The following is a 26,851-nucleotide window of genomic DNA, read 5'->3' as shown; positions in this document are numbered from 1 at the left end:
AGTATTTTTAAGGAATGGTTTTGACAAAACGTAGGCAGGTAGCAATTGTTGGTAATTCTTTCCGTTTCCCCGGTTCCACGGCCAGCAGTTTCTGGCAGAACCTGATAGAGGGGCGCGATCTGGTGACCCAGGTCGATGCTTCCCGCTGGGAACATGCCGAGTTTTTACATCCTGACAAAGCCAGTCCGGCCTCCACGTATACCTTCGCCTCGGGCTCTCTGGGCGATATCACTGCTTTTGATGCGGGCTTTTTCAGCATTTCGCCACGCGAAGCCATGATGATGGATCCGCAACAGCGAATGTTGCTCGAAATGTGCTGGGAAACCTTCGAAAACGCAGGGGTTAAACCGTCTAGCCTGCGGGGCAGCAATTGTGGCGTTTACCTGGGTATTGCCAGCGTCGAGCAGGCTTACCGTGTGGTCGATGACATGGCATCCATCGACGCGGCAACGGCCACTGGTAATACCATGAGTATTGCCGCCAATCGTCTGTCCTTCTTTTATGACCTGCGTGGCCCGAGCATGGCCATCGACACCGCATGTTCTTCTTCACTGGTTGCCTTCCACCAGGCGTGTCAGGCAATTCTCAGTGGTGATATCGACCAGGCCGTGACCGGCGGTATCAGCCTGCACATGCACCCGTTCGGCTTCATGATTTTTGCCAAGGCCTCAATGCTGTCGCGTACGGGGCGTTGCCAGTCGTTCGATCAGAACGGTGATGGTTATGCGCGTTCGGAGGGCGGTGGACTGTTCTTGCTCAAGGACTATGAGCAGGCCCTGGCTGATGGCAACCCGATTCTGGCCGTGGTTGCGGCCAGCGCTGTGAATACCGATGGCCGCAAGTCGAGTCTGACGCTGCCCAGCGCCGATGCTCAGGCAGCGTTGCTTAAAGGCGTTTACGCCAAGGCCGGCATCGACCCTTCGCAACTGGATTACCTTGAAGCCCATGGCACGGGAACCGCAGTCGGTGACCCCATTGAGAGTCGGGCCATCGGCGAGTCACTGGGCCAGGCCCGTGGCGCCGGTAACCCGCTGCCGATAGGGTCTGTTAAAAGCAATCTTGGGCACCTCGAGGCAGCATCGGGTGTGGCGGGATTGATGAAGGCCCTCAACTGCCTGAATGAGCGGATGGTACCCGCGACCATCGGCGGCGACGCACTCAACCCGACGATTCCGTTTGCCGACCTGAACCTGCAGGTAGTCACCGCCAATCAGCCACTCAAAGCTGCAGGGCAACTGACTGTCGGTATCAACTCTTTCGGATTTGGCGGCGCCAACGCTCACGTTATTTTGCAAAGTGCCGAGCCTGTCGCAGCCTCCCGCGAGTCAACGCCAGTGCGCCGCCTGCCGTTGATGCTGAGCGCCAAAGACGCCGAAGGCTTGCGTGCTACGGCTCAGGATTACGCTGATTATCTGGCGTCCAGGCCTGAGGCCGATTTTTACGACGTCGCCTATCAAACCCTGTTTCGCCGTGATGCTCACACCCATCGCCTGCTGTTGATTGGCTCCGATTGTGCCCAGGCTGCGCAAGCTCTGGCCGACTACGCCCAGGATCCGAGCCTGAGCGAATTGAGCTCAGTGGTCGAGGCAGGTCAGGCCCTGGACAACGCCGAGGGCCCGGTCTTTATCTATTCGGGTAACGGTTCGCAATGGCAAGGCATGGGCCGGGGGATGCTCGGCGACCCTGTGTTTGAACAGGCCGTGGCCGAAGTCGATGCACTGTTCCAGCCATTGGCCGGTTATTCGCTGCGGGCCGAGCTGCTGGGTGAAAACGGCGACGACCGTTATGTGCGTACCGAGATCGCTCAGCCTGCGCTGTTTGCCTTGCAAGTGGCAGTCACCCGCGTGCTGGCGGCGCAAGGTTTTCATCCGTGCGCCGTGATCGGTCACAGCGTCGGTGAAGTAGCGGCCGCATGGGCCAGTGGTGCCCTGAGCCTGGAAGACGCGACTCAAGTCATTTTCCATCGCAGTCGTTTGCAAGGGCTGACCCGTGGTACTGGCCGTATGGCCGCTGTCGGCCTGTGCGCCGAAGCGACTGCGGCAGTGCTGGTGGAACTTGGGCTGGACCAGCAACTGGTGATCGCGGGCGAAAACAGCAGCCGTGGCGCCACGGTGGCAGGTCCGCTGGAAGCCTTGACTCAGCTTGAGCAAGTGCTGAGCGAGCGCCAGGTGTTTATCCGCCTGCTGGATCTGGATTACGCGTTCCACTCCCCGAGCATGAACCCTATAGAGCAGCAAGTGATTGCTGATCTGGCGCACATTCGCCCGCGCAGTACCACTCTTCCATTCTATTCCACCGTGATTGGCGGCGAGCTGGACGGTAAGAGTCTGGACAGCCACTACTGGTGGCAGAACATTCGTATGCCGGTGTTGTTCCAGGGCGCGATGGATGCACTGGTGGCGCAGGGCTTCAACCTGTTTGTCGAGGTGGGCCCGCACCCGATTTTGCGCTCCTATGTGGCTGATGCACTGACGGGCGCCGAGCGCTCAGGCCAGGTGATTGGCACATTGTTGCGCAAGGATCACAGCGTTTTCCTGCTGGAACGCAGCGTTGCCAAACTGCTGATTGCCGGTGCGCAACCGCAGTGGCAAACGCATTTCCCGGTGACCGGGCGCCACGTGAATCTGCCGAACTACAGCTGGCAGCGCGAACACTTCTACCTGCCGGTCAGCGCCGAGTCGCTCGGGGTACTGCAACGCAAGCGTGTGCACCCTTTGTTGGGTCACTTGCTGCCTGATCGTGCGCTGACGTGGGAAAACCGCCTCGATACCCAGTTGTTCCCTAGCCTGGGCGATCACAAGGTCGGTGAAGCGGTATTGTTTCCTGGTGCAGGCTTTAGCGAGTTGGCGCTGGCGGCGGCCTTGCAGCACCAGCCGGGCGAGTTCGTCGACATCGAAGAGCTGGAAATTCATAACCCGCTGCTACTCAGCCATGACGCCAGCAAAAAAATCCGCATCAATATCGAACCGGCTGATGGCACCTTGCACATTGCTTCCCGCGGCCATGCCCAGCACGAAGAATGGGTACAGCACGTGGTGGCGCGTCTTCCCGGTGAAGCCCGAGGCGTGATGCTGGACGGGCGTGCACCGGCCTTGCCGTCACGCCCGGCGGACTTTACCGGTGCACAGCATTTGGCGCTGACCTGTGCCGTGGGCCTGAACTACGGCCCGGCTTATCAAACCGTCGCGGCAGTGTGGGTCGAGCCGGCCCGCATCCTCGCGCAATTGAGCGTGCCTGAGGTTATCCGTCCTGAAATGGACGACCTGTACGTGCACCCGGCATTGCTGGATGGCGCGTTCCAGCTGATTACCGAATTGCTGGTGGGCCAGCCCGGCACGAACAAGGGGTTGGCGTTTATTCCAGTGAAGCTGGGGCGTATTGCCTACAGCAAGGCGGGCGGCGTGCCGTGCCTGGCCGAGGTGCGCCAGCTCAAACGCACTGAGCATTCGTTACTGGTGGATTTCACCCTGTTCGACGCCACTGGCGCTGCCGTGTTGTCGATAAAGGACGCGCGCTTTCGCGGTGTGCGTCTGCAGCGTGACCGCAACGGTGATATCAAGCACATGGCCCACGTGGGCATGGCTGCTCCTGGCCAGGTCACGCCGGTGCAGCGGGTTGCCATCGACAGCTCGCCGTTACTGACGCATTTTCAGACCCTGGGTGATGAGCCAGCGCAGCTGCGCTACCTGAACGAAGTCGAGCCATTGCTGGATGTATTGTGCGCCAGTTTCGTGCAGGACCTGATCGAGCAGGCGGGTGGTCAACTCAGCGCTGAGCAAATCAGCCTGTGGTCGCAACAGGATGGTGTTTCCAGCCACTATCTGAGCACCTTGCTGCGTCAGGGCCTGGAAGACGGCAGCCTGAGCCGCGATGCCGGCGGCGGTGTGAGCATCGTCGACAGCGGTGAGCGTCCTGCCAGCCAGGCTATTTGGCAAGAACTGTTCCAGAGCTATCCGGAGCATTTTCAACTGATTCATTCGGTGGGCCGCATCGGTCGCCATTTGCGGGCATTGCTTGACGGGCAACAGACCCTTGAGCAGTTGCTGCCCCGCGAAACCAGTGGTGCCATGCTGCTGCGACAGGTACTGGGTTCGGCTGGCCAACAACGTTTGTTGGCCGGTGTGCGCGATACCCTCGCGCAGCGCCTGGCAGCGTTGCCTGACGGGCAGCGTCTGCGGGTGCTGGAGCTGGGCCTGGGCGGGCCGTCGTTTGCCGAGTCACTGTACGCCGGGATCGATTTTGATCGCGTCGACTATAGCTACTGCGTGCAAGAGCCTGAGTTGGCGCAGATGCTGCGGGCAGATTGCCCGGCGCTGAACCTGATTGACTTTGCTCAACTCAGTGATGCCAGCAACTTTGACTGGGTGCTGGTGCCCAGCGATCTGGCGCCACTGGATGCCGTGGGCGAGGCGCTGCGCCAGGCTGCAAGCCATCTCAACCCCCATGGCGAAGTGGTGGTGCTGGCGCAGCACCCGACGCGCTGTGCTGACTTTGTGTTCGGTGCCCGCAGTGACTGGTGGCTGGAAGGTCCTGAGCAGGCGTTGTCGCGACAGCAGCGTCCGTCATTCTGGCAAGTTGAACTGCAACGTCACGGCCTGACCCTGAGCCACACCCTTGAGGCGTTGCCGGGCAATGCCTGCGGCAGCTATCTGTTGCTCGCCGGCAAAGGCGAAGCCACGGGCAAGGTTGTACCTGAAGTGGCTGTGCAGCATTGGGCGCTGCTGGCGGAACAGCAGCATGGGGGCGTTGAACAACTGCTGGCGGCCTTGCGTGAGCAAGGCCAGGTGGTGAACCTGCTGGTGCCGGGCGATGCCCGGGCCGTGGCGCAGCAATTGCTTGCGCTGGCTCAGGCCCCTGAACATGTTGTGCACTTGGCCGGGCTTGACGCGGCACAGGGTCTGGACGCACAAGGTGCCCGCTGCATGCAGGCGGCCGCGCTGGTTCAGGCTTGCGAGTCGTTGGCAATGGCCCCGACTTGCTGGCTGCTCAGCCGTGGTGCGGCCGGTCATTGGTACGGTGCCGAACCCGCATCGGATGTGAACGCCATTGCCGATGCGGCCTTCTGGGGCTTTGGCCGGACCTTGGCCAATGAGTCTGCAAGCTGCCGCATCCGCCTGCTGGACTTGGCACTCAACGCGCCTTTGCTCAGCGTGATCCCTGCGCTGTTGCATGCCGATGGCGAAACCGAGATGGCAATCACGGCTGACGGTCAACGTTATGTGCCGCGTCTGCGGGTTCTGACGCAAAAGGCCCAGGCAGTAGACGGCAAGGACACTCGAATCAGCCTGGGCTTTGACCTGCCGGGTCAGTTGCGCAACCTGCGTTGGGAAGTACGCGATCCAGCTGTGCCGGCCGTGGACGAGCTGGATATCGCCGTGCGCGCCACCGGTCTGAACTTCCGTGACGTAATGTTTGCGTTGGGGCTGTTGTCCGATGAAGCCATTGAAAATGGTTTCTCCGGCCCGACCCTGGGCTTCGAGTTTTCCGGTGTGGTGCAAGGCAAGGGCGCTGAAGTCCTGGGCGATTTTGCTCCGGGCGACCGGGTCGTAGGCTTTGGTCCATGCAGTTTTGCTAACCGTCTGGTGACCAACGCCAACGCGGTGGCGAAAATCCCGGCTGGCATGTCGTTCGAAGCGGCTGCGACTATTCCGAGTACGTTCTTCACCGTGTACTACGCCTTGCATTACTTGGCACGTCTGGAACCGGGTGAAAAAATCCTCATCCACGGTGCTGCGGGTGGTGTCGGTATTGCCGCGATTCAAATCGCCAAATGGTGCGGTGCCGAGATTTATGCTACCGCCGGCAGTGACGAAAAGCGCGACTTCCTGCGCTTGCTGGGCGTCGAGCACATTTTCGATTCCCGCTCGCTGGCATATGCCGATGAGGTGCTGGCAGTGACGGGCGGACGTGGTGTCGACGTCGTGCTCAATTCGTTGGCAGGTGAGGCGATCAACCGTAACCTGCGAATCCTTAAACCGTTCGGCCGCTTCCTGGAATTGGGCAAGCGCGACTTCTACCAGAACACCCGTATCGGCTTGCGCCCGTTCCGCAACAACATCAGCTACTTCGGCATCGACGCTGACCAACTGATGAGCGAGCGTCCGGACCTGACCCGACGCCTGTTCGGGAACATGATGCAGTTGTTCGAGCAAGGCATCCTGCACCCGCTGCCGTACCGCGAGTTCGACGCCAATCAAGTGGTCGAAGCATTCCGCTACATGCAGCAGGCCCGTCAGATCGGCAAGATCGTCGTGACCTATGGCAACCCCATCGAGCACTTGGTGGAAACCCGTGCCCAGCCTGCAAAGGGGCTGCAACTCAGTGGCGAAGCGACTTACCTGATCACGGGCGGGGTCGGTGGCTTTGGTCTGCGTACCGCACAGTGGCTGGTGGACAAGGGGGCGCGGCATCTGGTGTTGCTGGGCCGCCGTGGTGCGGCCAGTCTCGAGGTCCAGCCAAGTCTGGCACTGTGGCATGCACAAGGCATCGATGTGCAGGCGGTGGCGTGCGACATCACCGATGAAGCTCAGCTGCGCAGTGTCTTTGAACGCATCGCAACCAGTGCGTATCCGTTACGGGGCCTGGTGCACGCGGCCACCGTCATCGATGACAGCCTGATCCGTAATCTCGACGCCGAGCAATTGCAACGCGTGCTGGAACCCAAGGCCAAGGGCGCGCAATACCTGCACCAACTCACCCGTGAGCTGGAGCTGGACTTCTTTGTGATGTTCTCCTCGGCCACCACTCTGTTCGGTAACCCTGGACAGGCCAACTATGTGGCGGCCAACCATTGGCTTGAAGCGCTGGCCCGCTATCGCCGTGCTCAAGGGCTGGCGGCCACCGCCGTGCTGTGGGGCGCGATTGACGATGTCGGCTTTCTGGCCCGCAACGAACAGATCAAGGATGCGCTGCAAAGCCGTATGGGCGGCGCTGCGCTGCGGGCCGAAGTCGCGTTGTCGCACCTGGAGCAGATGTTGCTCAACGGCGATGACGGCACTGGCGTGCTGGAGCTGGAATGGAAAGCCTTATCGCGTTTCCTGCCGAGCGCTGCGTCCCCGCGTTTCCTGGAACTGGTGCGCGCCCACGGCGGTGATCAGGAAGACGATAACGACGCCGAAGACATACAGCGCATGCTTGTGGAGCTGGACGATGCCCAACTGCTGGAGCGCTTTGCTGAACTGCTCAAGCACGAAGTCTGTGAAATTCTGCGCCTGCCCGCAGCGCGCCTGGACACACAGCGGCCGTTGCAGGAACTGGGGCTGGACTCATTGATGAGTGTCGAACTGATCGTGGCCCTGGAAGAGCGCTTTGGCGTTCGTCTGCCGGTCATGGAGCTCAGCGAAAGCTCCAGCATAGACAAGCTCAGCGTGCGTATTTTGAGCCTGCTGCGCGGTGAGGCCCCGGCCAACGAGTCGTCGGCACCTGCTGCCATGGCCGAAAGTGTGCTGGCCAGTCACGGCACGCACATGACCCACGAACAAGTGGCCGCAGTGGCCGAAAGTGTTGCAACACCTAACCGATTGATTCAGTGAGTGATACCTGCTTGAGTGAGATAAGTGCAAAAACACCCGGGGGTCTGAGTGGGGGTATCAAGCAGCGTTTGATCCAGCAAGCACTGGAGCGCCGTCGCAACGGCGCAGGAGACAGTAATGGCGCGACCCTTGAGCAAGCGCAGCAGGCGGCACTGAAAGTTCCCGAGGCGTTTTACCGTTTCGATCTGTATCCCGGCTATCAGCAGATGCAGTTCCTGCAACAAAGTGCAGCACGCATGGGCTTGGGAAACCCGTTTTTCCGTCTGCATGACGGGCTGGCAGGTGCCCAAACCTGTATTGGTGGCCAGGATTATGTGAACTTCGCCAGTTACAACTACCTGGGCTACTCCGGGCATCCGGTGGTGGTTCAGGCGGCGAAGGACGCTATAGATCGTTACGGCACTTCGGTGTCGGCCAGCCGCGTGGTGTCCGGTGATCGACCGTTGCACCGCGAGCTGGAGCGTGAGCTGGCCAGCTTTTACGAAGTTGATGACGCTGTTGTGTTTGTCAGCGGTCATGCCACTAACGTCACCACCATCGGCTATCTGTTCGGTCCGCGGGATTTAGTGCTGCATGATGAGTTGGTGCATAACAGCGTGTTGCAGGGCATTCAGCTTTCGGGTGCCCGCCGCCTGAGCTTTGCTCACAACGACTGGCAAGCGCTGGACCGCATTCTGGGTGAACAACGTCAGCATTTTGAACGGGTGCTGGTGGTGGTCGAAGGCATTTACAGCATGGACGGCGACTATCCGGACTTGCCGCGATTTGTCGAGCTCAAACGCAAGCACAAAATCTTCCTGATGGTCGATGAGGCCCATTCGTTGGGTGTCATGGGCGCGACAGGCAGGGGCATACGTGAACACTTCGGCCTGGCCGGAGATGACGTAGACATCTGGATGGGAACCCTGAGCAAGACCCTCGCCAGCTGCGGTGGCTACATTGCGGGTAATACGGCGCTGGTGGAGCATTTGAAGTTTCTGGCGCCCGGTTTTCTCTACAGTGTGGGCCTGCCTCCGTCCGTCACTGCGTCGGCCCTGGCGGCGCTGCGCTGCCTGATCAACGACCATGAGCGAGTACAGGCCGTTCAGGCCCGTGGCGAGCAGTTTTTGCGACTGGCCAGGGAGGCCGGGCTGGATACGGCAACCAGCACCGGGCTGGCCGTGATACCGGTGATTACCGGCAGCTCGCTCAAGGCGGGGCAACTGTCCAGCGCCCTGTTTGAACGGGGGATCAACGCTCAGCCGATCCTCTATCCGGCGGTGCCGGAGAAAACCGCGCGGGTGCGCTTCTTTGTGTCTTGTGAGCACACGCAAGAGCAGATCAGCCGTACCGTGGCCATCGTGGCAGAAGAGCTGGCACGGCTGGATTGAGCTGCCGGCTTGCAGCACCTTGAAACGCTGTGCAGCAAGCCGCCTGGCTGGTGGTTCAGGCGGCGCAAAAAAGGCTAGATAAAGGGCTTCTCATAGGCATTGAGCTGTTCGATGAACCGCCAATGGCTGCGTTTATCAAACCCCATCATGCGTTTGAGACGAATGTCCCAGCGCATATGGTGGTTGGCAATCCATGGCAGGGCGAACAGGTGGGCGCCGCGCCACGGGATAAAGGGGTTGCGGCGCAGGCTTGCGTAGATTTCCACCCGGTGGCTCGGGCGCAGACTCGGGCAGCGGGCGTGGAAACCCGATGTGTCAGCCACTACCAGAGTATTGGCGGGTACCGCGAAACGCCGCGGTGGCGGCAAACCCAGCCCGGCCAATTCATTCTCATAAATCCGGAACGAGCCCTCGCGGTGCATTTGCTCGGGTGAACAGGCTGCGCCCAGGCTCTGACGATACTCCCAGGCCAATCGCTCGGGCGTCAGGCGATGGGACCCCGGCACATAGCTGAACGGCCCCTGATCGTCGGCCACGTCATCCAGAAACAACCACGCCTTGGCAGTCGGATGGAAAGTGTCGGTGTGCAGGCGGGTTTGCGGGTCTTCCTCGGGATTCACCGCATCGATCACGATCGACTGCAGTTGATAGGTGATGCCACCGGTGTTGGATGAAGCATAGGAAATCAGATCACGCACGCTGCGGTCAGCGATAAAGGCTGCGGTGGCCGGGTTTTGTGCCAGCACGTCCTGGTCCAGGCTTACTCGGCGGGTCACCGCCTTGCCCTGACGCATTTCCCAGCCGGTGCTGCGCAAGTCACCCAGTTCGGCCCGCAAGGCCGAAAATTGCTCGGCGGGCAGGGCGTTCTCGCGCACGAAGAATCCCTGCTCCTCGAAGCTTGCCTGTTCGGCCGGGTTCATTCGCGATGCCAGTGCCCGGCGGCGCATGGCCGCCATGGCCATGGCAATCTGGCGACGTTGCACGTGCAAGCCCATGGCATTGAGTCGGGGGCTGCCCAACACCGGGTTGTTTTCGAACGATTTAGCGTGGGTCAGCAGTTGCAGGCAATGCCATGGCAGCGCTGCATAACGGCCCAGATCCTTTAATGAAGCAGGCATGGACTAATCCTTTAGCGGAACCGCTGCACGGGGGAATCCGAGCATGGTCCGGGTGTAATTGAGCAGTGCCCGAACACGCGGCTGAAGTCTCAGGCGTGGCGGGGAAGGGTTCGACAGGCATGCCAGGGCATGCCAGGCATCGCAGGGCAAAGCTGTGTGCGGGTCGGCGTAGCGCGCATAGCGCAACAGGACGCCGGCGACCAACTCATCCAGGCTCAGGCGCCGGGTTCGGCGGGTCAAGGGCTGCGAGTCCTGGGTCAGCCCCCAACCGGCATAAAACGGGGTGCCGTAGGTCACTACGGTCAAATGCCGCAGCAAGGCTTCGAAGCCGGCCGTGGAACTGATGGTATGCACTTCATCGACCTGGGCATAAAGCTGAGCGATGTCGGCACCGGGCAACACCTGATCCGCCAGTTCGTGCAAGAGCATTTCGCTCAGGTTGCCCTGACGCTTGCCCGCTTCGACATCCGGGTGCGGCTTGTACACGATCCAGGCATTCGGAGCGTTGCTGCGCACATGCCTGAGCAGCGCCAGGTTGTCGTGCAGGTGGGTGACACTGCAGCGCAATGAGGCATCGTCCTGCACTTGGCCGGGTACCAGAATCCGGCGCTGGCCCGGACGTGCCCGTACCAGGTGATCGGCGTTGCTTTTAAGGTTGAACTTGCTGACGCCCAGCGCCACGATCCGTTCCCGCAAACGGGCGGCTTCAGCCAGCGTAGCGGGGTCAAAAGCACCCTGTTCGAGCAGGGTTTCGAGGTCGGAAGGCGCGCTGGCATCGTAGTGAATGCCGCTGCGGTCGAGTACCAGTGACAGCGCCGGGGCGTTGAGCGAGCCCAACCCGTTGGAACGCAGAAAACCATCTTCGATGCGCAACACCGGTACGTTCGAGGCCTGCGCCCGGGCCTTGAGGCTGGCCGGTTCGCGGGCCGCCCATACCAGCAAGGTGCCGCTCTGGGCGGCCACTTCTGCCAGCAGCATCGGGCTGTCTGCGCTGAACTTCAACTGACCCCAGCGGCTACTGAAAAAACGCCGCAGGTTGTGCTGTTTATGCCGTTTGATCCCGAGCACCGTGATGTTCCCGGCAAACTCGGCATCCTGTGCTTTTTGCCGCGCCAGCTGACGGGCAATGGTCAGGGCATCGGTCGGCAGGCTGGTGAGTGGATCGACATAGCGGCTGTAGCGTATGTAAGCGGCTGCCACCAGTTGCACCAGATCTGGTCGTGCCCGACGCCGCGGGATTGGCATGCGGTCGTCCGTCAGGCCCCAGCCTGCATAAAAAGGCAGGCCGAAGCAGGTCACGGGTACGCCTTGAATCAAGGCTTCAAGCCCGGCCTGACTGGTGCCGATGTACACCCGGCGCGCACGCCGTGCCAACGAAGCCCAGGACACGGGCCGACTCTCCAACGCTACGCCCCTTGCGGTTGCTGCGGCGAGCAGGCAACTGGGCTTTTGCCCGCCAATACAGTCCGGGTGAATGCGTACACGGACTTCGGCGTCCGGGTTTTCGCTAATGGCCACGTCAAGCATGCGTACATAATCGGCTTCGCACAGACCGCCGCCCGGGATCGAGTAATCCCCGGCGGTTTGATCCACGACCAATATCAATGGCCGCTCGCGACCCAGCGGATCGGCGGGGTCGAGGTCGGGTGCGTTGTTGTATTTGCCGATGCCGGTACGGCGCATCAATTCGATCAACTGGCGGGCGCTTTGCAGTTCGTCAGGGCGAAGGCTGTCGGGGGACTGAAGAATGTTTTCCAGCAGGGAAGGGCGATCTGCCAGGTAGTGGATGCCCACCGGGTCGACCACCATCGACATCGGTGTGTCGCCTTCGATACCCAGTGACGAAGAGCGCAGAAAGCCGTCTTCCAGTGCGATGTAGGTCAGGCCCCAGCGCTGGCACAGCACCCGCGCATGAGCCGATGATTGTTTATAGCCGATGCCGGCGATAGCTTTCAGGCCTTTGGGCGCACGTTGCCCGCGCTGCCAGAGCCAGAAAGGCTCCCCTTCCGGGGCGAGAAATTGCGGTAAATGCAGGACCTTCCACGCCACCCATTGCGACATAATGCCGATCCAGCCGGGCCCTTCAACCAACGGTTGCAAAGGCATGAAAGGGGTGTCCAGACCGTTCACGGCTGAGTCTCCACATAACGGCGCATGGTGCGCACGGGCGGCCATGGTACCCAGCGCTTGGGCAGCAGGCTAAAGCCGTTTTGCAGGTACAGGTGGCGAGCGCGGTCATTGGCCAGCGGTACTTCCAGATAAACAGCCCTGAACCCTTGGGTCGCGGCATGTTTGCTGCACGCCTGCAGCAGCGCGCTGGCGATGCCGTGATTGCGTGCCGACCTGCTGACCCGCAAGCCATACAGCAGGAACGGGTAGCGCCATTCTCGGCACTCGCTCAGGCAGAACGCGGCGAACCGCAGTGTGCCGCTGAGCCAGCCAAATTCGCGAACAAAAGGTTTGACGCGCAACGCAAACGGCCCGCGCATGTGATACTTGAGTGCGGCATAGCCCACCGCTTGTCCATCTTCAAAGGCCAGCAGTATGCGGTCCCAATGAATGCTGGCGCCAAGCAGGCGTTGGCGGCAGGCGGCATTACCGATGATGAAGGCCAGCGAGCCCCGGCCTTCTGTCACCAGGCGTGACAGCCCGGGATCGGTGAGCAGGTCCGGCGTCAGGCTCGAACCCTGCACGATGGGGACCATGCCTCACGCGGCTCCGCGGGTGGAGGGTGTTTGAGCAGCGCAGGCCAGTAAATGACAGGCCAGCCTGTCGACCTGCAGCGGGCTTGGGGTGACGTTGAGCGGGCGGCGGTTGGACCATATCAGGTAGTCGGTGTCGCCCACGGGTTCGCCAATGGCTTGATAGACATCGGGGAGGATCGGCACATGATCGCCAAAGAAACACAGCAGTGCTTCGTTGGGTTGTTCCAGGAGGGTCGTGCGCAGCTTGCCGAGCATCAGGTCGGCATTGGCGATATGGCGCAAGTAGGGGGCGAGATCATCCATGCCTTGCAGCAGTGGCTGGTCAAACCAGGTCGGCAACTGCGCCGCTTCAACCTGTTCAAGGTGCAGCGGCCCATGGTTTTCCATGGTCACGGCGTGGATGAACAGGGGTTGTGTGCGGGTCGGGTCTTGCAGCAGTTCGCGGATCTTGTCCGCCACGGCGCAATCGCCAATGAACGGCCCGGCTTTCTGTGACTCATCAAAGCTTTGTATGTCGATGAATTCGTCGAAACCCAGCGCGGGCAACACCTTGTTGCGTCCATAAAAGCTGCCATGGAACGGGTGAATGCACACCGTGCGATAGCCCTGTGTCTTGAGGTGGCTGGCCAGACTCGGCAAGCCCTTGCGCGCCAGCACACGGTATGGATTAAAGCGGTGAACCCCCAGGCGTTCACCGGGTATACCCGTGAGGTAAGCGAATTCGGTGCGTACGGTATTGGCCCCCCACGCGGCAACCTGCAGCTTGCCACGCGCCAGAGCTTCTTGCGTGAGGCGATCGTACTCGGTCAATACCTGAGGCTTGACGCCGGACCACAGTTCACGCACATCAAAAAAAGACTCGCTCTGCACCGATACCAGGTCGGGTAATGGCGCGGCAGGCGCTGCGATATTGCCCTGATTGTACGGTGAGGCCAGCGCTGCCGGATCAACCGGTTTACGGGCGGCCCAAAAATAGCGCCACAGGCAGGCCACCAGCCCCCAGCGCTGAATATCGGCGTTGGCATCAAAGCTCGGTACGCTGGAGCGATGGCCCAGTTTCAGCAGGATCAATCCGCCCAGCCCCAGCCATAGCGAATCCAGCCGGCCCCCGGCCACTTGCGGCTCGAAGGTCAGCCCTGCCCAGAGGTAGGCGATAAAACCGGTTGCCAGCAGCGCGGCTTTACCGATGCCGAAAAATGGCAGGTACAGGCGCGGGAAGCGTACGGCGTCGCTGAAGTATTCGAAATCGGCACACACGAATGGCTCGCGCAGCGAGTGGTACTTGGCGTTGCTGACCATCACGATCAACAACCACCCCAGTACCACATTGATTGCGCTGAACAGCGGGCGCGCGGTCAAAGCGTATAGCACCGCCAGGCTTACGCACCAGACACCGGTGTGCAGCAACCAGCAACTCAAGGGGCGGCGCAGGGCGGGTCGCGGAATCAGCAGGCGTTCGAGAACAATGGTCAGCAGCAGGCCGACAATACTGATGTGCAGGATGGAAAACTCACTCACTGTAATTCAGACCGCGCAAGATAAACGAAGAAAGGCGCTGTGGAATCACCCCCAGCAGCCAGGTGCCAAGGTTCAGCGGAAAGGGGAAGCTGATACGCGCCTGATTTGCCGCCAGACCGCGCTTGATACGATTGGCCGCTTTTTCAGCGCTCCATAGAAATGGCTTGGGCCCGGGCATTTCAAAACACATTTTCGACTCGACATAACCGGGCACTATCACATTGATTTTCACGCCCTCCGGAGCCAGCCAGTCGCGAATGGCTTCGCCATACACGCGGATCGCAGCTTTGCTCGCGCTGTAGCTGGGCGTCACCGGCAAGCCGCGCCACCCGGCCAGGGAGCTGAACAGCGCAATCTGCCCATGGCCACGGGCGCGCATTGCGGGCAAGGCGGCTTCCACCGTGGCGAAAGCAGCCATCACGTTGATTTCCAGCAAGGCGCGGGTTTCATCCCATTGCTCGCCTTGGCCCTGAGCACCGATATCGATATTGATTCCGGCACCGACCACCACCAGATCGGGTTGCTCGGCGTCACTGATGCGGCGAACCATGGCGCGCAATTCATCGAGTTCACGCACGTCAATCGGCTCAAGCAATACACGGGCGCCGAAAGCGCGGCATTCAGCGGCCATTTCTTCCAGACGGTCCAGGCGACGGCCTTGCAGGATCAGGGTCACCCCTGGTGCGGCATAGGCCGGAGCCAGTGCGCCGCCGATGCCGCCAGTAGCGCCAGTGATGAAAATACAGCGGGGGGTAGAACGTTGGGTCATAGGAAGTTTTCGATTCTCGATGTTTTTGCCATCAGCACGTCCAGGCATTTGTTTACGGCCATGTCGATACCACTGCGCGAGTAAAAACCGCCATTGATCTGCGTGGTGTGGATCACCGTATTGCGGAAATGATGAAACAGGGTCATGTCCGGCTTGACCGGATGGGTCCAGAAATCTTCAAGTTTTCCGGGTTGCGTCAGGCCGGGCAGGGCGTAAATCGGGTTGGCCAGGACGAAAGTCGGTCGCTGGTGCAACAGTGCCGAAGCGCCGGCCGTGCTGTTGATCGTGATCAGCCCGGCAATATGCGACAACAGCGTGGGCATATGCCCGCTGTCGAGAAAGTCCACCCGGTCGGCCACGTCATAGTGTTTGGCTAGGGTTTTGGTGATGCGCTGATAGTTCACCAGCCCCGGTGTCAGCGGATGGTCCTTGACCACCAACCGTGCATCCCCTGGCGCATGGGCGGCAAACGAAGCCAGCACATGGTCGATCACTTCGGACATGTTGTTGAAAGGGGAGTGATCCTTGATCTGTGTATCACTGTCCAGTTGCAGGGGGAGCAGGAACGTCGGGTTGCGCTCGCGGGCCACTTCTTCCACCACGGCGTCATCGCGGGCCCCGGCGAGCAGCAGGCGCGCGCCACGGCGTATATACCCTGCGTACTCGGTGGCAGCCGTGAAGGGGGCATGGGTACGGTAGTTCGGAAAGAACAATTTATTCAGCGCGCCGCCGCAGTGATACAGCACGTCGTGGGTGGCGCGGGCTGCAAACGACTGCTTGAACGCAGTACCGTTGTCGTAGCGCGGAACGAACTTGCCGACTTCCCGGTACCAGTCCGGGTCGCTGGGCAGTTGCGAGTGGTTGTTGACCCCGCCGCGTTCCAGGGTGACCCAGTAGGGGCGGAAATAACCCTCCTCGAACACATGAACCCTGATGCCCGCGCTGCGCGCCAGTGCGATGGCGGGGAGATGCACGGGGCGACAGTCACCGAACAGCACCAGGTCGGTGACGCCAAGGCTGTGAAATGTTTGCCTGTAAAACGACTCCAGCTCCGCTGCATGGGCCAGACAAAATGTACGGGCGCCAGGGCTGTACAGCACGTCGCCCACATTGAAATTGACGCATTGCACCTGTTGGCCATTATCGCGCAACGTTTTGTTCAGACGCGCAAAGAACGGAGAGCTGACGCCTTGTAGAAACAGAAAACTGCGAGAATCAGGACCAACCAAAGGATTTGGAACGCGCGCCTTCAGTTTCTCAGGCGCATTTTGCCCAACAAACTGTTCAAGCGCTGTATCAAATCCTGCCATTTGGTAGTTGCTCCAGGCTGCGGTGACGCGCGCCAGTGTTGTAGTTCGTGAAGAGTCTGCTCGGCGGTGGTAAAGCAATCGGTAATGCGGCTGACGTAGGTGGGGTACAGCAACAATGTACCCGCCACCAGTTGATCCAGATTCAGGGTCCGTGTGCGTCGTGCTTGTACACCCGGATGCAGGTCTTCGTCTCGGGTCAAGCCCCAGCCGGCATAGAACGGCTGGCCATAGGTGGTTACAGGCACTCCGCGGAGCAAGGCTTCAAAGCCGGACTGGGAGGTCAGGACATGCACCTCATCCACTATTTCAAACAGGTGCTGCAGCGGCGTGTTGCCGATTACTTCGTCACACCAGTCCACCGTTTGCGCTTCGTCACTGCCACGGGCACGGGTACCGGCCAGTACTTCAGGGTGTGGCTTGTACAAAATCCAGGCATCGGGATTGCGTTCGCGAACCGTCTGCAGCAATTGCAGGTTGCTGCGGATGCGGTTGGCGCCAAAGCGGATCGATGCATCGTCTTCCACTTGCCCTGTGACCAGAATCACCCGTTTGGCTTCGGCAGGTCGCACCCAGGGCTCGCCGGGCAAGTTGTATTTGGTCACCCCTGTACGGCAAATAGCCTCGCGCAGGGCCTGTGCCCGCATCTGCAACGAATCTTCAAAGGGATCGTCAAGCAAGATGCGTTCCAGGCGCGACGGGCGAGTAGCGTCGTAATAGATACCCAGGTCGTCCACGACCCAGGACAGAGGCCTGGTCTTGCCCGCGCCGAGTCCGACCGAGCGTAGAAAACCGTCCTCAACCCGGCTCACCGGGTGTGGGTGTTCCGTGAGTTCAGTGTCGTGCTTACAGCCCCAGGACACCGTAGACAGAAGCGGGTCAAAGGGCAGCTCGGGTTTGACGAACTGAATGGCCGAGCCCTTGAAAAACAACATGACCAGCGGTTCTTTCCAGCGGCTGAAGCCCAGCATCTGCACCGAGGCCGGCAACACACTGCGATGGCGGCGCTGCAGACCCAGCCAGTGCATCAGCACCTCAGGCGTGCATGACTGCCCGGTTTCGGGGCTGACGTAGCGTGCATAGCGCACCAGGCTGGCATGCACCAGTTGCTCAAGGCTGACCGGGTGGCGGCGTGAAGGTGGTGGCAAGCGATCCTGTGTCAGTCCCCAGCCGGCATAAAACGGCATGCCCCAGGTATGTACGGGCACATTCCACAGCAGGGCATCGAAGCCCAGTTGCGAAGTCATCACATATACGGCCCGCATGCGCGGCAGTAATTCGGCCGGATGAACATGGTTCGCCAGTACTTGCACCCGTGGGTGGGTTGCCAGTGCCGCCAGATCAAAATGCCCTTGCTTGCGGCCCGCGACCACGTCGGGGTGAACCTTGAGCAGCACTGTGCTGGTGGGGTAGCGCTCCAGCGCCGCCTCGAGCATTGCGTTGAACGCTTGCGGGTCGGCACCTTGCAGTGATGCATCGCCAAAGGTTTGATCCGCCAGCAGCACGCAATCATCAGGCAGTTCAGGGTGTTCGATGCGTGCGTCGTTATATTTGGACACCCGCTGTTGTTGCCATAGCTGCTGCAGCGCTCTGGCGCGTATGGCTTCGGCCGGGCTGAGCGGGGTAGCGATCAACTGTTCCAGGCGCGAGGGCGCGCTGGCGTCGTAATAAACACCCAGGTCATCAACAATCAGCGACAGCGGCGGCTCATCAGCGCCCAGCCCCATGGAGCGCAAAAAACCGTCTTCCAGGGTAACGACCGGCAAATTGGCGCGCGAGGCTATTGCCAGGGCTTTGATTGCGCTCGGCTTGCGTCCCCAGGCCATCACGCAATCGGCTTTGCGAATGTCGGCCACAGTGCCGTTTCGCAGCACGTAATCGGGCAGCAGCGCGGGTAGGGTGGGTATGCCCTGAGCGCCTTTGGACAGGACTAGCAAGCGCGGTAGAGGAATAGCTTCATCCATAAGCGTGAAACAGAAATCCGTTGGAAGTATCTTGCGGGATAAGCCGTCGAGCAGGGCTGGACGACAAAATATGAAGCGCGGATATTAATACAAATCAAGGTCGGGTAGCCTGATTTTTATCAGTTGTATGTAGGAAAAATCCTAAAATCAGAGAGGGTGTATGGTGGCGATTTGCTCTTGTTTATCCAGTAGTCCGAGCAGGTAGTCATACTTTTGTCGCAGCAAAGGCATGCGTTTCTTCTCTTGGTACTCGCTGATGGTTTCTGAGCGCAAGCAGTGAAATAAAGCATTGAGCAGGAATATATAGTGAAGGTTGCGTAGCGCATCATCGGGGTTGAAATGCGCGGGCAGTGCCTGGCGGTAAGTGTCTATAAACTGCTGCTGGGCTTTGAGGAACAGCGGCATATCCTTTCGTCGGAACAGCGCACTCAAGTAGGCCCCGCCGTCAAAACCGACGCGTCCTACCTTGACCTCGCTCCAGTCGATCAACAGCAGTTGGCCTTTGTCGACAAACAGGTTCTTGCGCAGGTAATCCATGTGGCTAATGCATTTGGGGCTACGACGCGCTGCCTTGCTCAGCCGTGCCAGCAGCGGAGTGAAGGGCTTGAATTTGTCCGCCAGGCCGCTGAAGCGCTCATCGCTCTGTCCGAGCCGCTCAAGTTCGGGCAGGCAGCGTGCAAAGTTGAACCGCGGACGCAGCAGAAACCACGGGCGGTAAAAGTCCATGCTCCAGAGCAGGGGGGCCTTGTGTGCGGATTGGCGGCTCAGGTAGTCGTGGCTCAGTGCTTCCTGTTCGGCAATGCCAAGGGCCAGTTGCGGTGCAATGTTTGGCATGCGCGGCGGCTTGCCGCGCACAAATTCAGTAAAGATCAGGCTTTCCCACGGCGTTTCAATCACTCCCAGGCAGGCCGGGTATTGAAACTGCGTGCTGGCATTGAGCATGTCCCGCTGCCGATAAAAGCGTGCTTCCTGGCTGCCAATAAAAAACATCTTGCGAATGGACTTTTCGACCAGTTCCACGGTCATACCCGTGCCGGGATCAGTTATCTGATGGTGGCGCACGTAGTTGACGAAAGAGGCATTGGAGTCCAGATCCTGGCTAACGATTGTCAGTGGCTGTATTCGCCATTGTGGCAATAGCGCACGTAAATGGTCCTGCAACTGACCGTGCTGCCAACGGTAAAGTGTTCTGCGACCCTGCAGAGGGTGTAGATCCGAATTCATGGTTTCAACTTAGGCGAATGCCGTACGTCCGACTTACTGCGGTATTGGTAGCAATATGCTGAGTGATAGAGAACTCAGGTACAACGAAAAGTTTACTTGTCAGACCGATTTTTCTTGGCTGAACAGAATTCCAATCAACAAAACTAAACGGGCGTATGTATCGTGAGTTTGCTAATTGTTACAAAACCCTTAAAATTCTCCGCCCCTCCAATTCCATCATTTCAAGGACGAAAGTCAAAAAGATGAATCACCTCGCTATCGCAAAAGAAGCCCTCATCGCCCAGGCGCAAGCTGTTACCCAAATGGCTGACCGTCTCAATGGTGAATTTCAGAGCGCTGTCGAACTGCTTCTCGGCTGTAAAGGACGTACAGTGGTCTGCGGCATGGGCAAGTCTGGCCTGATCGGTCAAAAAATGGTCGCGACCTTCGCCTCCACTGGCACCCCGAGTTTCTTCCTGCATCCGGCTGAAGCTTTCCACGGCGACCTGGGCATGCTCAAGCCGATTGATGTGCTGATCTTGATCAGCTACAGCGGTGAGACCGAAGAGCTGATCAAGCTGATTCCGAGCCTGAAATCCTTTGGCAACAAAATCATTGCCATGACCGGGAATGGCAAGTCGACCCTGGCCAAGCATGCAGACATCTGGCTCGACATTTCCGTCGAACGCGAAGTGTGTCCTAACAACCTGGCTCCGACCACTTCAACCCTGGCCACCATGGCCATGGGCGATGCACTGGCCGTCGCCATCATCGAAGCCATTCAATTCAAGCCGATGGACTTCGCCCGCTACCATCCGGGCGGCAGCCTGGGCCGTAAATTGCTGACTCGCGTCAGCGATGTGATGCACTCCCCGGCACCTATCGTGTCCCCGGCCACCAGTTTTCACGACTGCCTGCTGGTCATGACCGAAAGCCGCATGGGGCTGACCGTGGTTCTGGACCAGGGTGTGCTGGTGGGCATCGTTACTGACGGCGACCTGCGTCGTGCACTGCTGCAGAACCAGGGCGTCACTGGCAGCACGGTTGACCAGTTCATGACGCGTAACCCGCACACCATCAGGGAAGAGTCGCAGCTGTCCGAAGCGGAAGCCTACATGATCGACAAAAAAATCCGCGCCCTGGCCGTGACCAATCACGCCAATGAGATCGTGGGTGTGGTTGAAATTTTCGACTGATTGATGTGTAGCTGCGTCGGGCATGGGTAACTGCCTGGCGCTGTTGAATAAAAAAAACGGGGCCTGCCAGGGCCCCGTTTTTTTTCAGACACAAGCTGTAGGCTTATTGCGCCATCTTGGCCATGACCTGCGCATAACCTGCCGCAGTACCCAATACCGCGTCCTTGCCCTGGGCAAACAAAATACTGTCTGCCACTTCGCGGAAAGCGCCCGTGCCACCAGCTGCCGTGAGTACGTGAGTAGCAGCTGCCTTTACGTACACCGGAGCATCGGCGACCGCAAACGACAGCGCGCACGCTGCGAAAGCCGGCAGGTCGATGCAGTCGTCACCAATGCACGCTGTGTTCGCAGCGCTGACACCGGCTTCGGCCATCAACTGATTGCATGCAGTCAGTTTATCCTTCACCCCGAACTGACACAGGGTAATGCCCAGATCCGCAACGCGCTTGCGCAGCGTGGGCGAGTCACGGCCGGACAACACCGCTACGCGCACGCCATTCTCTTCCAGCAGACGCATGCCCATGCCATCCCGCACATGGAAACGCTTCAGGCATTCGCCAGTGGCGTCGTAGTAAATGCCGCCATCGGTCAGCACGCCGTCCACGTCGGTAATCACCAGGCGAATGTCGTTCAGCGTAGTGCGAGGCGCCGGTGTTTTTCCGCTCATCAGTGCGCGTACCTGCTCCAGGCACTCGGGTGTATCAACACCCGGCCCGGTTGGCTCGACAACATATGCCCGAATGCACACGCCGGCAGCCAAAAGCCGCAGTTGCTCAAGTTTTTCGGCGTTTTCCAGCATCGCTTGCGGCAGGCCGGTGTAGTCCGCCAACACGTCGCGACGATAACCGTAAACGCCGACATGCTTGAGGTAGCTGGCTTCCTCGCCATCCCGTGGGTATGGGATGGGCGAGCGGCTGAAGTAGAGTGCATTGCCGTTGTGAGCCAACACCACTTTCACGGTGTTGGGGTTGGCGGCTTCGTGAGCATCGATCACATGGCACAGCGTACCGACCTTGACCTGTGCGTCGGCCAGCATGCCTGTAGCGAGGGCGTCGATATCCGCCGGGCGAACCAGCGGCTCGTCGCCTTGCAGGTTGATGTAAATATCTGCGTCAACTTTCGCCATGACTTCTGCCAGGCGGTCCGTGCCTGACGGGTGATCCGCAGAGGTCATGATGTATTGACCGCCAAACGCTTCTACGGCTTGGGCCACACGCTCGTCGTCGGTTGCCACGACAACCACGTCAGCGTGCGCCACTTGCAGCGCGCGTTCGTACACATGCTGCACCATTGGTTTACCGCAGATATCCGCGAGCGGTTTACCCGGCAAACGAGTCGAGCCGTAGCGGGCCGGAATAACAATCGCGACCCGTTGTTCTGTACGTGCCATGCTCAGAATCCTTGCTTCAGAAAGCCGGTTTAACCAATGTTCAGTGCTGGGAACGACTTGACCAGATCATCCAGTGCTTTGATCTGGGCCAGGAACGGCTCCAGTTGATCCAGCGGCAGGGCGCTTGGGCCATCGCACTTGGCTTGATCCGGGTTCGGGTGAGCTTCCAGGAACAGGCCGGCCAGGCCGACGCCCATGCCTGCACGTGCCAGTTCAACCACTTGCTCACGACGACCGCCGGACGCTGCGCCCGATGGATCGCGCTGTTGCAGGGCGTGGGTCACGTCGAAAATGATCGGCAGGTTGTCGCATGTGCGCTTCATCACGCCAAAACCGAGCATGTCGACGACCAGGTTGTCGTAACCCAGGCAGGTGCCACGGTCGCACAGGATCAGTTGGTCGTTCCCGGCTTCCTTGAACTTGTGCACGATGTTCTGCATCTGCGACGGGCTCAGGAACTGAGGCTTTTTGATGTTGACCGGCTTGCCAGTCTTGGCCAGCGCGACAACCAGATCGGTCTGGCGGGCCAAAAACGCAGGCAATTGCAGTACATCTGCCACTTCGGCGACAGGTGCACACTGATAAATTTCGTGGACGTCGGTAATGACCGGTACGCCGAATGCCGCTTTGACGTCCTGGAAAATACGCAGGCCTTCTTCCATGCCCGGGCCACGGTACGAGTGAATGGATGAGCGATTAGCCTTGTCGAAGCTGGCCTTGAATACATACGGGATGCCCAGCTTGTCGGTCACGCGCACGTATTCTTCACAGGCGCGCATGGCCAGGTCGCGGGATTCCAGAACGTTGATGCCGCCAAACAGCACGAAAGGGGCATTGTTGGAGCATTCGATTGCAGGGGTGATTTTGATCATGGTTACAAGTCCATTTTGAAAATTATGAAAAAGGTCAAGCAATGTACGGATGTCAGATCACAACACGTGTGTCTGACACCCGTCGCGGGTATGAAAAAACCCTACCGGGTCTGGCATAAATCGCGCTTAGCCGTTTAACCAGCGGGCGAGATTGTTGTGAATGCCGGCTTCGTCATTGGCTGCCATCGAATACGCATTAACGTAGTGATGAAGAAGATTTTGGGTACGCTGCGCGTCATAAACGAGCTCGCTGTTGAGGCGAGTCTTCAATTCGTCAATGCTGCGCGGGTATGCAGCAACGGCGTAGGAGTAATCACATTCGCCTGTGACAACAACGGGCCGACGATGCAGCAGCGCTTCCAGACCAACGCCGGAGTTGACGGTAAATACGGCTTTCGCGCCCGATATGAGGTCGTGGACCGAGGCGTTTGACATCTCGATGGCTCCACTGCTTGAAAGGGCTTCGAGTGTTTTTTGAACCGTCATGCTGTTGCAATACGGGTGGCGCTTGACCCGCACTTTTGTTGTCGTGCCGGCATAGTACTCGGCGACAGTACGCACCAATTCTGCGCCTGTGATTGCGGCAAGGGCGGCAACGGTATCGGTGGGTATCTGCAGGGCTACGAAAACATAATCATCTGTGTACGTGATGCGCTCCGCGCTCTGCGCATATTTGGAGACGTTGTGATGGATATAAGCTTCGCGTAACCCTTCTTCATTCGCCGCCAGCACCTCTGTTGCGACACCGGCAGTCGATTGCTCAATCGGAGCATGGATCGTGGCGAGTGAGGAGTAGCCCGCAAATCCCTGGTGGTCCATGCTGCATCGACCTGCCAGCGGAACTTCCTGGATGTGCAGGTGATCGGCGTTCAGCGGGGCATTGGTGTGGTAGCTGACAATACGTGCGCCTGGAATTCGAGGATCACAGTTCCTCCAGTTCCATTGGTGGCGTGGTACCAGAATCAGGTCTTTACGAGCCAGAAGGTATCCGTACACGTTTGACAGGAATTCGCGAACAGTCGCGTAGCTTGGTTTTTCTTCGTTTGGGGCAGCGAAAAAGACCGTTGGAATAAAGACTTCGACGACTTTCGAAAGATCCATGGTGTCGGGTTCGATGTCGACGATCGAACCATTGCTCCAACCGTACAAATGCTGAGACACCTCGTTGGTATTGGCGATGTCAGCAAGCACTCGGGATTTACCCAGATTCCGGATCACGGCATCCAGCCAGGCCTGATTTTCCTCGGAAACGGGTTGGGTGCCGTTCTTGTTCCGGTCAATGATCTGCTGTGCTTCGTGGAGCCAGCGACACTTCACTGCAACCTTGACCTGCTCATTCGGGTTGATGCCTTTCTTGCCTTTTTCCGCTGAGAGCAGTGACTGGGCCAGATTTCGCGCAGCCTGGGTTCTTTCGTACAAATCAGGAAAGAAAGGTGTCGCGCGGTTAATCATGGGCATGAACTTCATCAGCGTTTCGCGAGGAAAGCTCAGAATGCCCAGTAATGTGTTGCGCGCATCATCGTACAGCGCGTGATCAATCTCGAAGGACAGGCGCTTGACTGATCCATAGGCCGGATAACAGGCTTGGGCCGCACAAAGATAGGAATAGGCGCGGGCGACCTGAGCATCGTCACGCAACATGTCGCTGATCCGCATCAGCAGTTTGCGTTCGGAGGGGTAATTGACTTGCGCCGCCAGCAGCACATCAAGTGCCGCTTCTTGATTGCGCGCCATTTGATAGGCTTTGGAAAGCATCAGGCGGTAGTTAAGTGTTGATGACACGTGTTCGGGAAACGAGTTGATCGTTTCAATCAGTGCTTCATGCTGATTCAGCTGGCTGTATACGCGCGTCAGGATGCTGAAGTTGGTCAGGTTCAGTGGGTCGGACTTGATAGCCTGATGAGCCTGGGTAGCAATGATGTTGAGCCACGATTCGTCGTTACCGGCCAGCAGAAATGACTTTTCCAGGTCGCTGGTGGAAACCAGTGGCTTGGGTTTGGAAAAGGTTTCTTTAGGTTGTTGTGCAAACAGGGGCGAGCGATAAAGCGCGAGTATTTCGGAAACCTGGCTGCACGAGGGGGCTAGCTTCAGCGTTTCGACGGCTTCTTCTTCGTCGCCGCGACCGGCCAGAATCTTGGCTTTTTCAATGTAGCCGAACGAGTTGGACGGGTACTTTTCAATCGCGCTGTTCGCGTAGCGCAGTGCCGATGCCTGGTTGTTATGCAGATTGGCCGTGACTACCGCCTGGCGCAATTGACTCAAGGAGACATTCAGCCGGAGCAATCTGTCTGTGCAAGCCAGGCTGGCACGATGAGCCCCCATTTTTGAAAGCAGGAAGATTGCCTTAACAATGATGTGTCGCTGGATGGATATCATTATTTTTTCACGCTCTTCTTTTTCTTGGCGATCGCCAGCTCTCGCTTGGTTTTGTAGAACTCTTTCAATTCCTTGCGCACGTAGGATTGAGGTTGAGTAGGTGTGAACTCGCCGTTCCACAGTTTTATCAGCGCATCCCGGGCCAGGCTCAATGAGTCCTTGGTGTCGGTAAAGAGAGAGCTACGCAGCGGTTCATACAGCTGGACGTATTGTTCGCTGTTTTCGGCCAGCTCTGTGATGCCGGCTGCCAGCGCCTCGGGTGTTTTGATCGTCAGGCCCAGCTCGCTCCGGCGCGAATACTCCAGGCTGTAGCCGTCGATTTTTTTACCGCCCATCTGGTCGGACAGGTCGGTATCCAGCAGTGCGATGGGTTTCTTGCAATACATCGCGTCAAAGATTGCGCCGCTGTAATCGGATATGACGACATCGCAGATGGACAGCAGCTCCAGCAGGTCGTCATTGGCCCCGAAATGGCAAATGGCACCCATGTCCATCTTGTCTTTGCGCGCGCTTTCGAGCAGTTCGGTGTTGTGGTGCATCTTCATCAAAACATTGTAGTTATCCGCCAGGTCGTAAATAGAGGTCACGAACTGGTCAACGCTGGACAGATCGCCCCAGGTTGGCAGATACAGCACTGTTTTTTTGTTCGGATTCAGTTTCGCCGCGTGTTTTGATTTGGCGGCCTGATGAAAACTCTCCAGATGCCAGTCATCGTAACGAGGATTGCCAACGGAAGCCGTCGGGCTGAAATAATCGATACGCTCTGAAGCATAAGGGCCGTAAGTCAGGCACAGATCTGCGAACGCACGCCATGGGCCGTAGTTATGCGGCTCTTTGGCATAGCCATACTGGATCATGGCTATTTTTGATTTTTCAAACACTTCGATGCGTGAAAAAGGCGTCTGGCAAACGATGATGTCGAAGACTCCATCGAGTGTGGCCATTTGCGCGCGATCCCACACCATTATCGGAGTGTGGGGGTTTTTCAGGATGTCATCACTGAATTCAGCGATGAAATCCATTCGCTTTTCAATCACAAAGCATGCGCCAGGGAAGGTGCTGGCCAGCTTCTGAATGTGAAGAAATTGAAACGGGTTCCACCCAACGAAACCAATTCTGGGTGACTTACCCATACTTTTTGATCTCTGCGATCAGTTGGGTAGTGGAGATACCTTCTGTGCGCGGCAGGTAGATAACTTCGCACAGGGATTTGAATTCATCGAAGCGTCCTTCCCAGTCATTGCCCATGACCAGAGCGTGAGCGCCAAACTCTTTGATGTACTCGCCTTTGAGCTCAAGAGACTCCTCAATGAAAACCTCGTCCACACATCCGAGCGAGGCGATGATGTCGCGACGTTCGCCTTCAGGGTAAACCGGGTTGCGTTGTTTTTTCGAGAAGTTCAACGCATCCGAAGAGATACCCACAACAAGCCGGTCACCTTGGGCGCGAGCGCGCTGCAGGATTTTTACGTGACCGATGTGCAGCACGTCGAAGGTACCGAAGGTGATGATAGTTCTCATATATATCCTT

At 58.8% G+C, this 26,851-nt stretch carries 16 protein-coding genes; 3 read left to right on the top strand and 13 right to left on the bottom strand.

Going from position 1 to position 26,851, the window contains the following annotated elements; all coding sequences use genetic code 11:
• Nucleotides 1-20 precede the first annotated feature (20 nt).
• A complete protein-coding gene (locus tag B195_RS12950; RefSeq protein WP_037001868.1) occupies nt 21-7,532 on the top strand; it encodes a type I polyketide synthase in 7,512 nt (2,503 codons plus the stop codon).
• Nucleotides 7,533-7,552: 20 nt separating this feature from the next.
• Nucleotides 7,553-8,902 (top strand): aminotransferase class I/II-fold pyridoxal phosphate-dependent enzyme, encoded by a 1,350-nt coding sequence (locus B195_RS12945; protein WP_029612964.1) that lies wholly within the window; start codon nt 7,553-7,555, stop codon nt 8,900-8,902.
• 74 nt (nt 8,903-8,976) lie between these two features.
• On the opposite strand, the gene B195_RS12940 is transcribed toward B195_RS12945, so the two are convergent.
• From B195_RS12940 to B195_RS12905, 8 genes are all read right to left on the bottom strand, one after another.
• The gene (locus B195_RS12940; RefSeq protein WP_003446039.1) at nt 8,977-10,020 is read right to left on the bottom strand and encodes a phytanoyl-CoA dioxygenase family protein; all 1,044 of its coding nucleotides are present in this window, start codon (nt 10,018-10,020) and stop codon (nt 8,977-8,979) included.
• Between the two features lie 3 nt (nt 10,021-10,023).
• A complete protein-coding gene (locus B195_RS12935; protein WP_003446037.1) occupies nt 10,024-12,150 on the bottom strand; it encodes a capsular polysaccharide biosynthesis protein in 2,127 nt (708 codons plus the stop codon).
• Nucleotides 12,147-12,725 carry a GNAT family N-acetyltransferase gene (locus tag B195_RS12930; RefSeq protein ID WP_003446036.1) on the bottom strand — a complete coding sequence of 193 codons (579 nt, stop codon included), beginning with the start codon at nt 12,723-12,725 and terminating at the stop codon, nt 12,147-12,149. Before B195_RS12930 ends, B195_RS12935 begins: the two co-directional genes overlap by 4 nt.
• Before the next feature lie 3 nt (nt 12,726-12,728).
• Nucleotides 12,729-14,243 (bottom strand): LTA synthase family protein, encoded by a 1,515-nt coding sequence (locus B195_RS12925; protein WP_003446033.1) that lies wholly within the window; start codon nt 14,241-14,243, stop codon nt 12,729-12,731.
• Nucleotides 14,236-15,012: an SDR family NAD(P)-dependent oxidoreductase gene (locus tag B195_RS12920; RefSeq protein ID WP_003446032.1), complete on the bottom strand. Its 777-nt coding sequence runs from the start codon at nt 15,010-15,012 to the stop codon at nt 14,236-14,238. Before B195_RS12920 ends, B195_RS12925 begins: the two co-directional genes overlap by 8 nt.
• Nucleotides 15,009-16,322, bottom strand: a complete 1,314-nt coding sequence (locus tag B195_RS12915; protein WP_003446031.1) for a capsule biosynthesis protein — start codon at nt 16,320-16,322, stop codon at nt 15,009-15,011. The genes B195_RS12920 and B195_RS12915 overlap by 4 nt, the downstream gene beginning before the upstream one ends.
• Nucleotides 16,262-18,283, bottom strand: coding sequence for a capsular polysaccharide biosynthesis protein (locus B195_RS12910; protein WP_037001845.1), 2,022 nt, complete (start codon nt 18,281-18,283; stop codon nt 16,262-16,264). Before B195_RS12910 ends, B195_RS12915 begins: the two co-directional genes overlap by 61 nt.
• 147 nt (nt 18,284-18,430) lie before the next feature.
• Nucleotides 18,431-19,507 (bottom strand): phosphotransferase, encoded by a 1,077-nt coding sequence (locus tag B195_RS12905; protein ID WP_235972470.1) that lies wholly within the window; start codon nt 19,505-19,507, stop codon nt 18,431-18,433.
• A 242-nt stretch (nt 19,508-19,749) separates the two neighbouring features.
• Here B195_RS12905 and B195_RS12900 point away from each other — a divergent pair, with 242 nt between their 5' ends.
• Complete coding sequence (locus tag B195_RS12900; protein WP_003446027.1) at nt 19,750-20,682, top strand: SIS domain-containing protein; 933 nt, start codon at nt 19,750-19,752, stop codon at nt 20,680-20,682.
• A gap of 103 nt (nt 20,683-20,785) precedes the next feature.
• Here B195_RS12900 and kdsB read toward each other — a convergent pair whose 3' ends face one another.
• The 5 genes from kdsB to B195_RS12875 form a co-directional block, all read right to left on the bottom strand.
• A complete protein-coding gene (gene kdsB, locus B195_RS12895; RefSeq protein WP_003446024.1) occupies nt 20,786-22,072 on the bottom strand; it encodes a 3-deoxy-manno-octulosonate cytidylyltransferase in 1,287 nt (428 codons plus the stop codon).
• A gap of 29 nt (nt 22,073-22,101) precedes the next feature.
• Complete coding sequence (gene kdsA, locus B195_RS12890; protein ID WP_003446021.1) at nt 22,102-22,944, bottom strand: 3-deoxy-8-phosphooctulonate synthase; 843 nt, start codon at nt 22,942-22,944, stop codon at nt 22,102-22,104.
• Nucleotides 22,945-23,070: 126 nt separating this feature from the next.
• Entirely contained in the window at nt 23,071-25,320 is a 2,250-nt protein-coding gene (locus tag B195_RS12885) for a hypothetical protein (protein WP_003446018.1), read from the bottom strand.
• On the bottom strand, nt 25,320-26,342 hold the full coding sequence (locus B195_RS12880; RefSeq protein ID WP_238143931.1) for a CDP-glycerol glycerophosphotransferase family protein: 1,023 nt from the start codon (nt 26,340-26,342) through the stop codon (nt 25,320-25,322). Before B195_RS12880 ends, B195_RS12885 begins: the two co-directional genes overlap by 1 nt.
• Nucleotides 26,343-26,445: 103 nt before the next feature.
• Complete coding sequence (locus tag B195_RS12875; RefSeq protein WP_003446016.1) at nt 26,446-26,841, bottom strand: pantoate--beta-alanine ligase; 396 nt, start codon at nt 26,839-26,841, stop codon at nt 26,446-26,448.
• Nucleotides 26,842-26,851 lie beyond the last annotated feature (10 nt).

Origin of the sequence: Pseudomonas sp. Lz4W, from assembly GCF_000346225.2 — a bacterium.
In the GTDB taxonomy this organism is placed as follows: Bacteria; Pseudomonadota; Gammaproteobacteria; order Pseudomonadales; family Pseudomonadaceae; genus Aquipseudomonas; species Aquipseudomonas paraversuta.
The sequence above is the reverse complement of the archived record's forward strand: the minus strand, read 5'-3'. Positions and strand labels throughout refer to the sequence as shown.

What these genes read in the sequence shown, in the direction of transcription:
- B195_RS12920 (WP_003446032.1), bottom strand. Translation starts at nt 15,012, where the DNA reads ATGACCCAACGTTCTACCCCCCGCTGTATTTTCATCACTGGCGCTACT.
- B195_RS12900 (WP_003446027.1), top strand. Translation starts at nt 19,750, where the DNA reads ATGAATCACCTCGCTATCGCAAAAGAAGCCCTCATCGCCCAGGCGCAA.
- B195_RS12915 (WP_003446031.1), bottom strand. Translation starts at nt 16,322, where the DNA reads ATGGCAGGATTTGATACAGCGCTTGAACAGTTTGTTGGGCAAAATGCG.
- B195_RS12930 (WP_003446036.1), bottom strand. Translation starts at nt 12,725, where the DNA reads ATGGTCCCCATCGTGCAGGGTTCGAGCCTGACGCCGGACCTGCTCACC.
- kdsA (WP_003446021.1), bottom strand. Translation starts at nt 22,944, where the DNA reads ATGATCAAAATCACCCCTGCAATCGAATGCTCCAACAATGCCCCTTTC.
- B195_RS12940 (WP_003446039.1), bottom strand. Translation starts at nt 10,020, where the DNA reads ATGCCTGCTTCATTAAAGGATCTGGGCCGTTATGCAGCGCTGCCATGG.
- B195_RS12905 (WP_235972470.1), bottom strand. Translation starts at nt 19,507, where the DNA reads ATGAATTCGGATCTACACCCTCTGCAGGGTCGCAGAACACTTTACCGT.
- B195_RS12875 (WP_003446016.1), bottom strand. Translation starts at nt 26,841, where the DNA reads ATGAGAACTATCATCACCTTCGGTACCTTCGACGTGCTGCACATCGGT.
- B195_RS12885 (WP_003446018.1), bottom strand. Translation starts at nt 25,320, where the DNA reads ATGATATCCATCCAGCGACACATCATTGTTAAGGCAATCTTCCTGCTT.
- kdsB (WP_003446024.1), bottom strand. Translation starts at nt 22,072, where the DNA reads ATGGCACGTACAGAACAACGGGTCGCGATTGTTATTCCGGCCCGCTAC.
- B195_RS12880 (WP_238143931.1), bottom strand. Translation starts at nt 26,342, where the DNA reads ATGGATTTCATCGCTGAATTCAGTGATGACATCCTGAAAAACCCCCAC.
- B195_RS12910 (WP_037001845.1), bottom strand. Translation starts at nt 18,283, where the DNA reads ATGGATGAAGCTATTCCTCTACCGCGCTTGCTAGTCCTGTCCAAAGGC.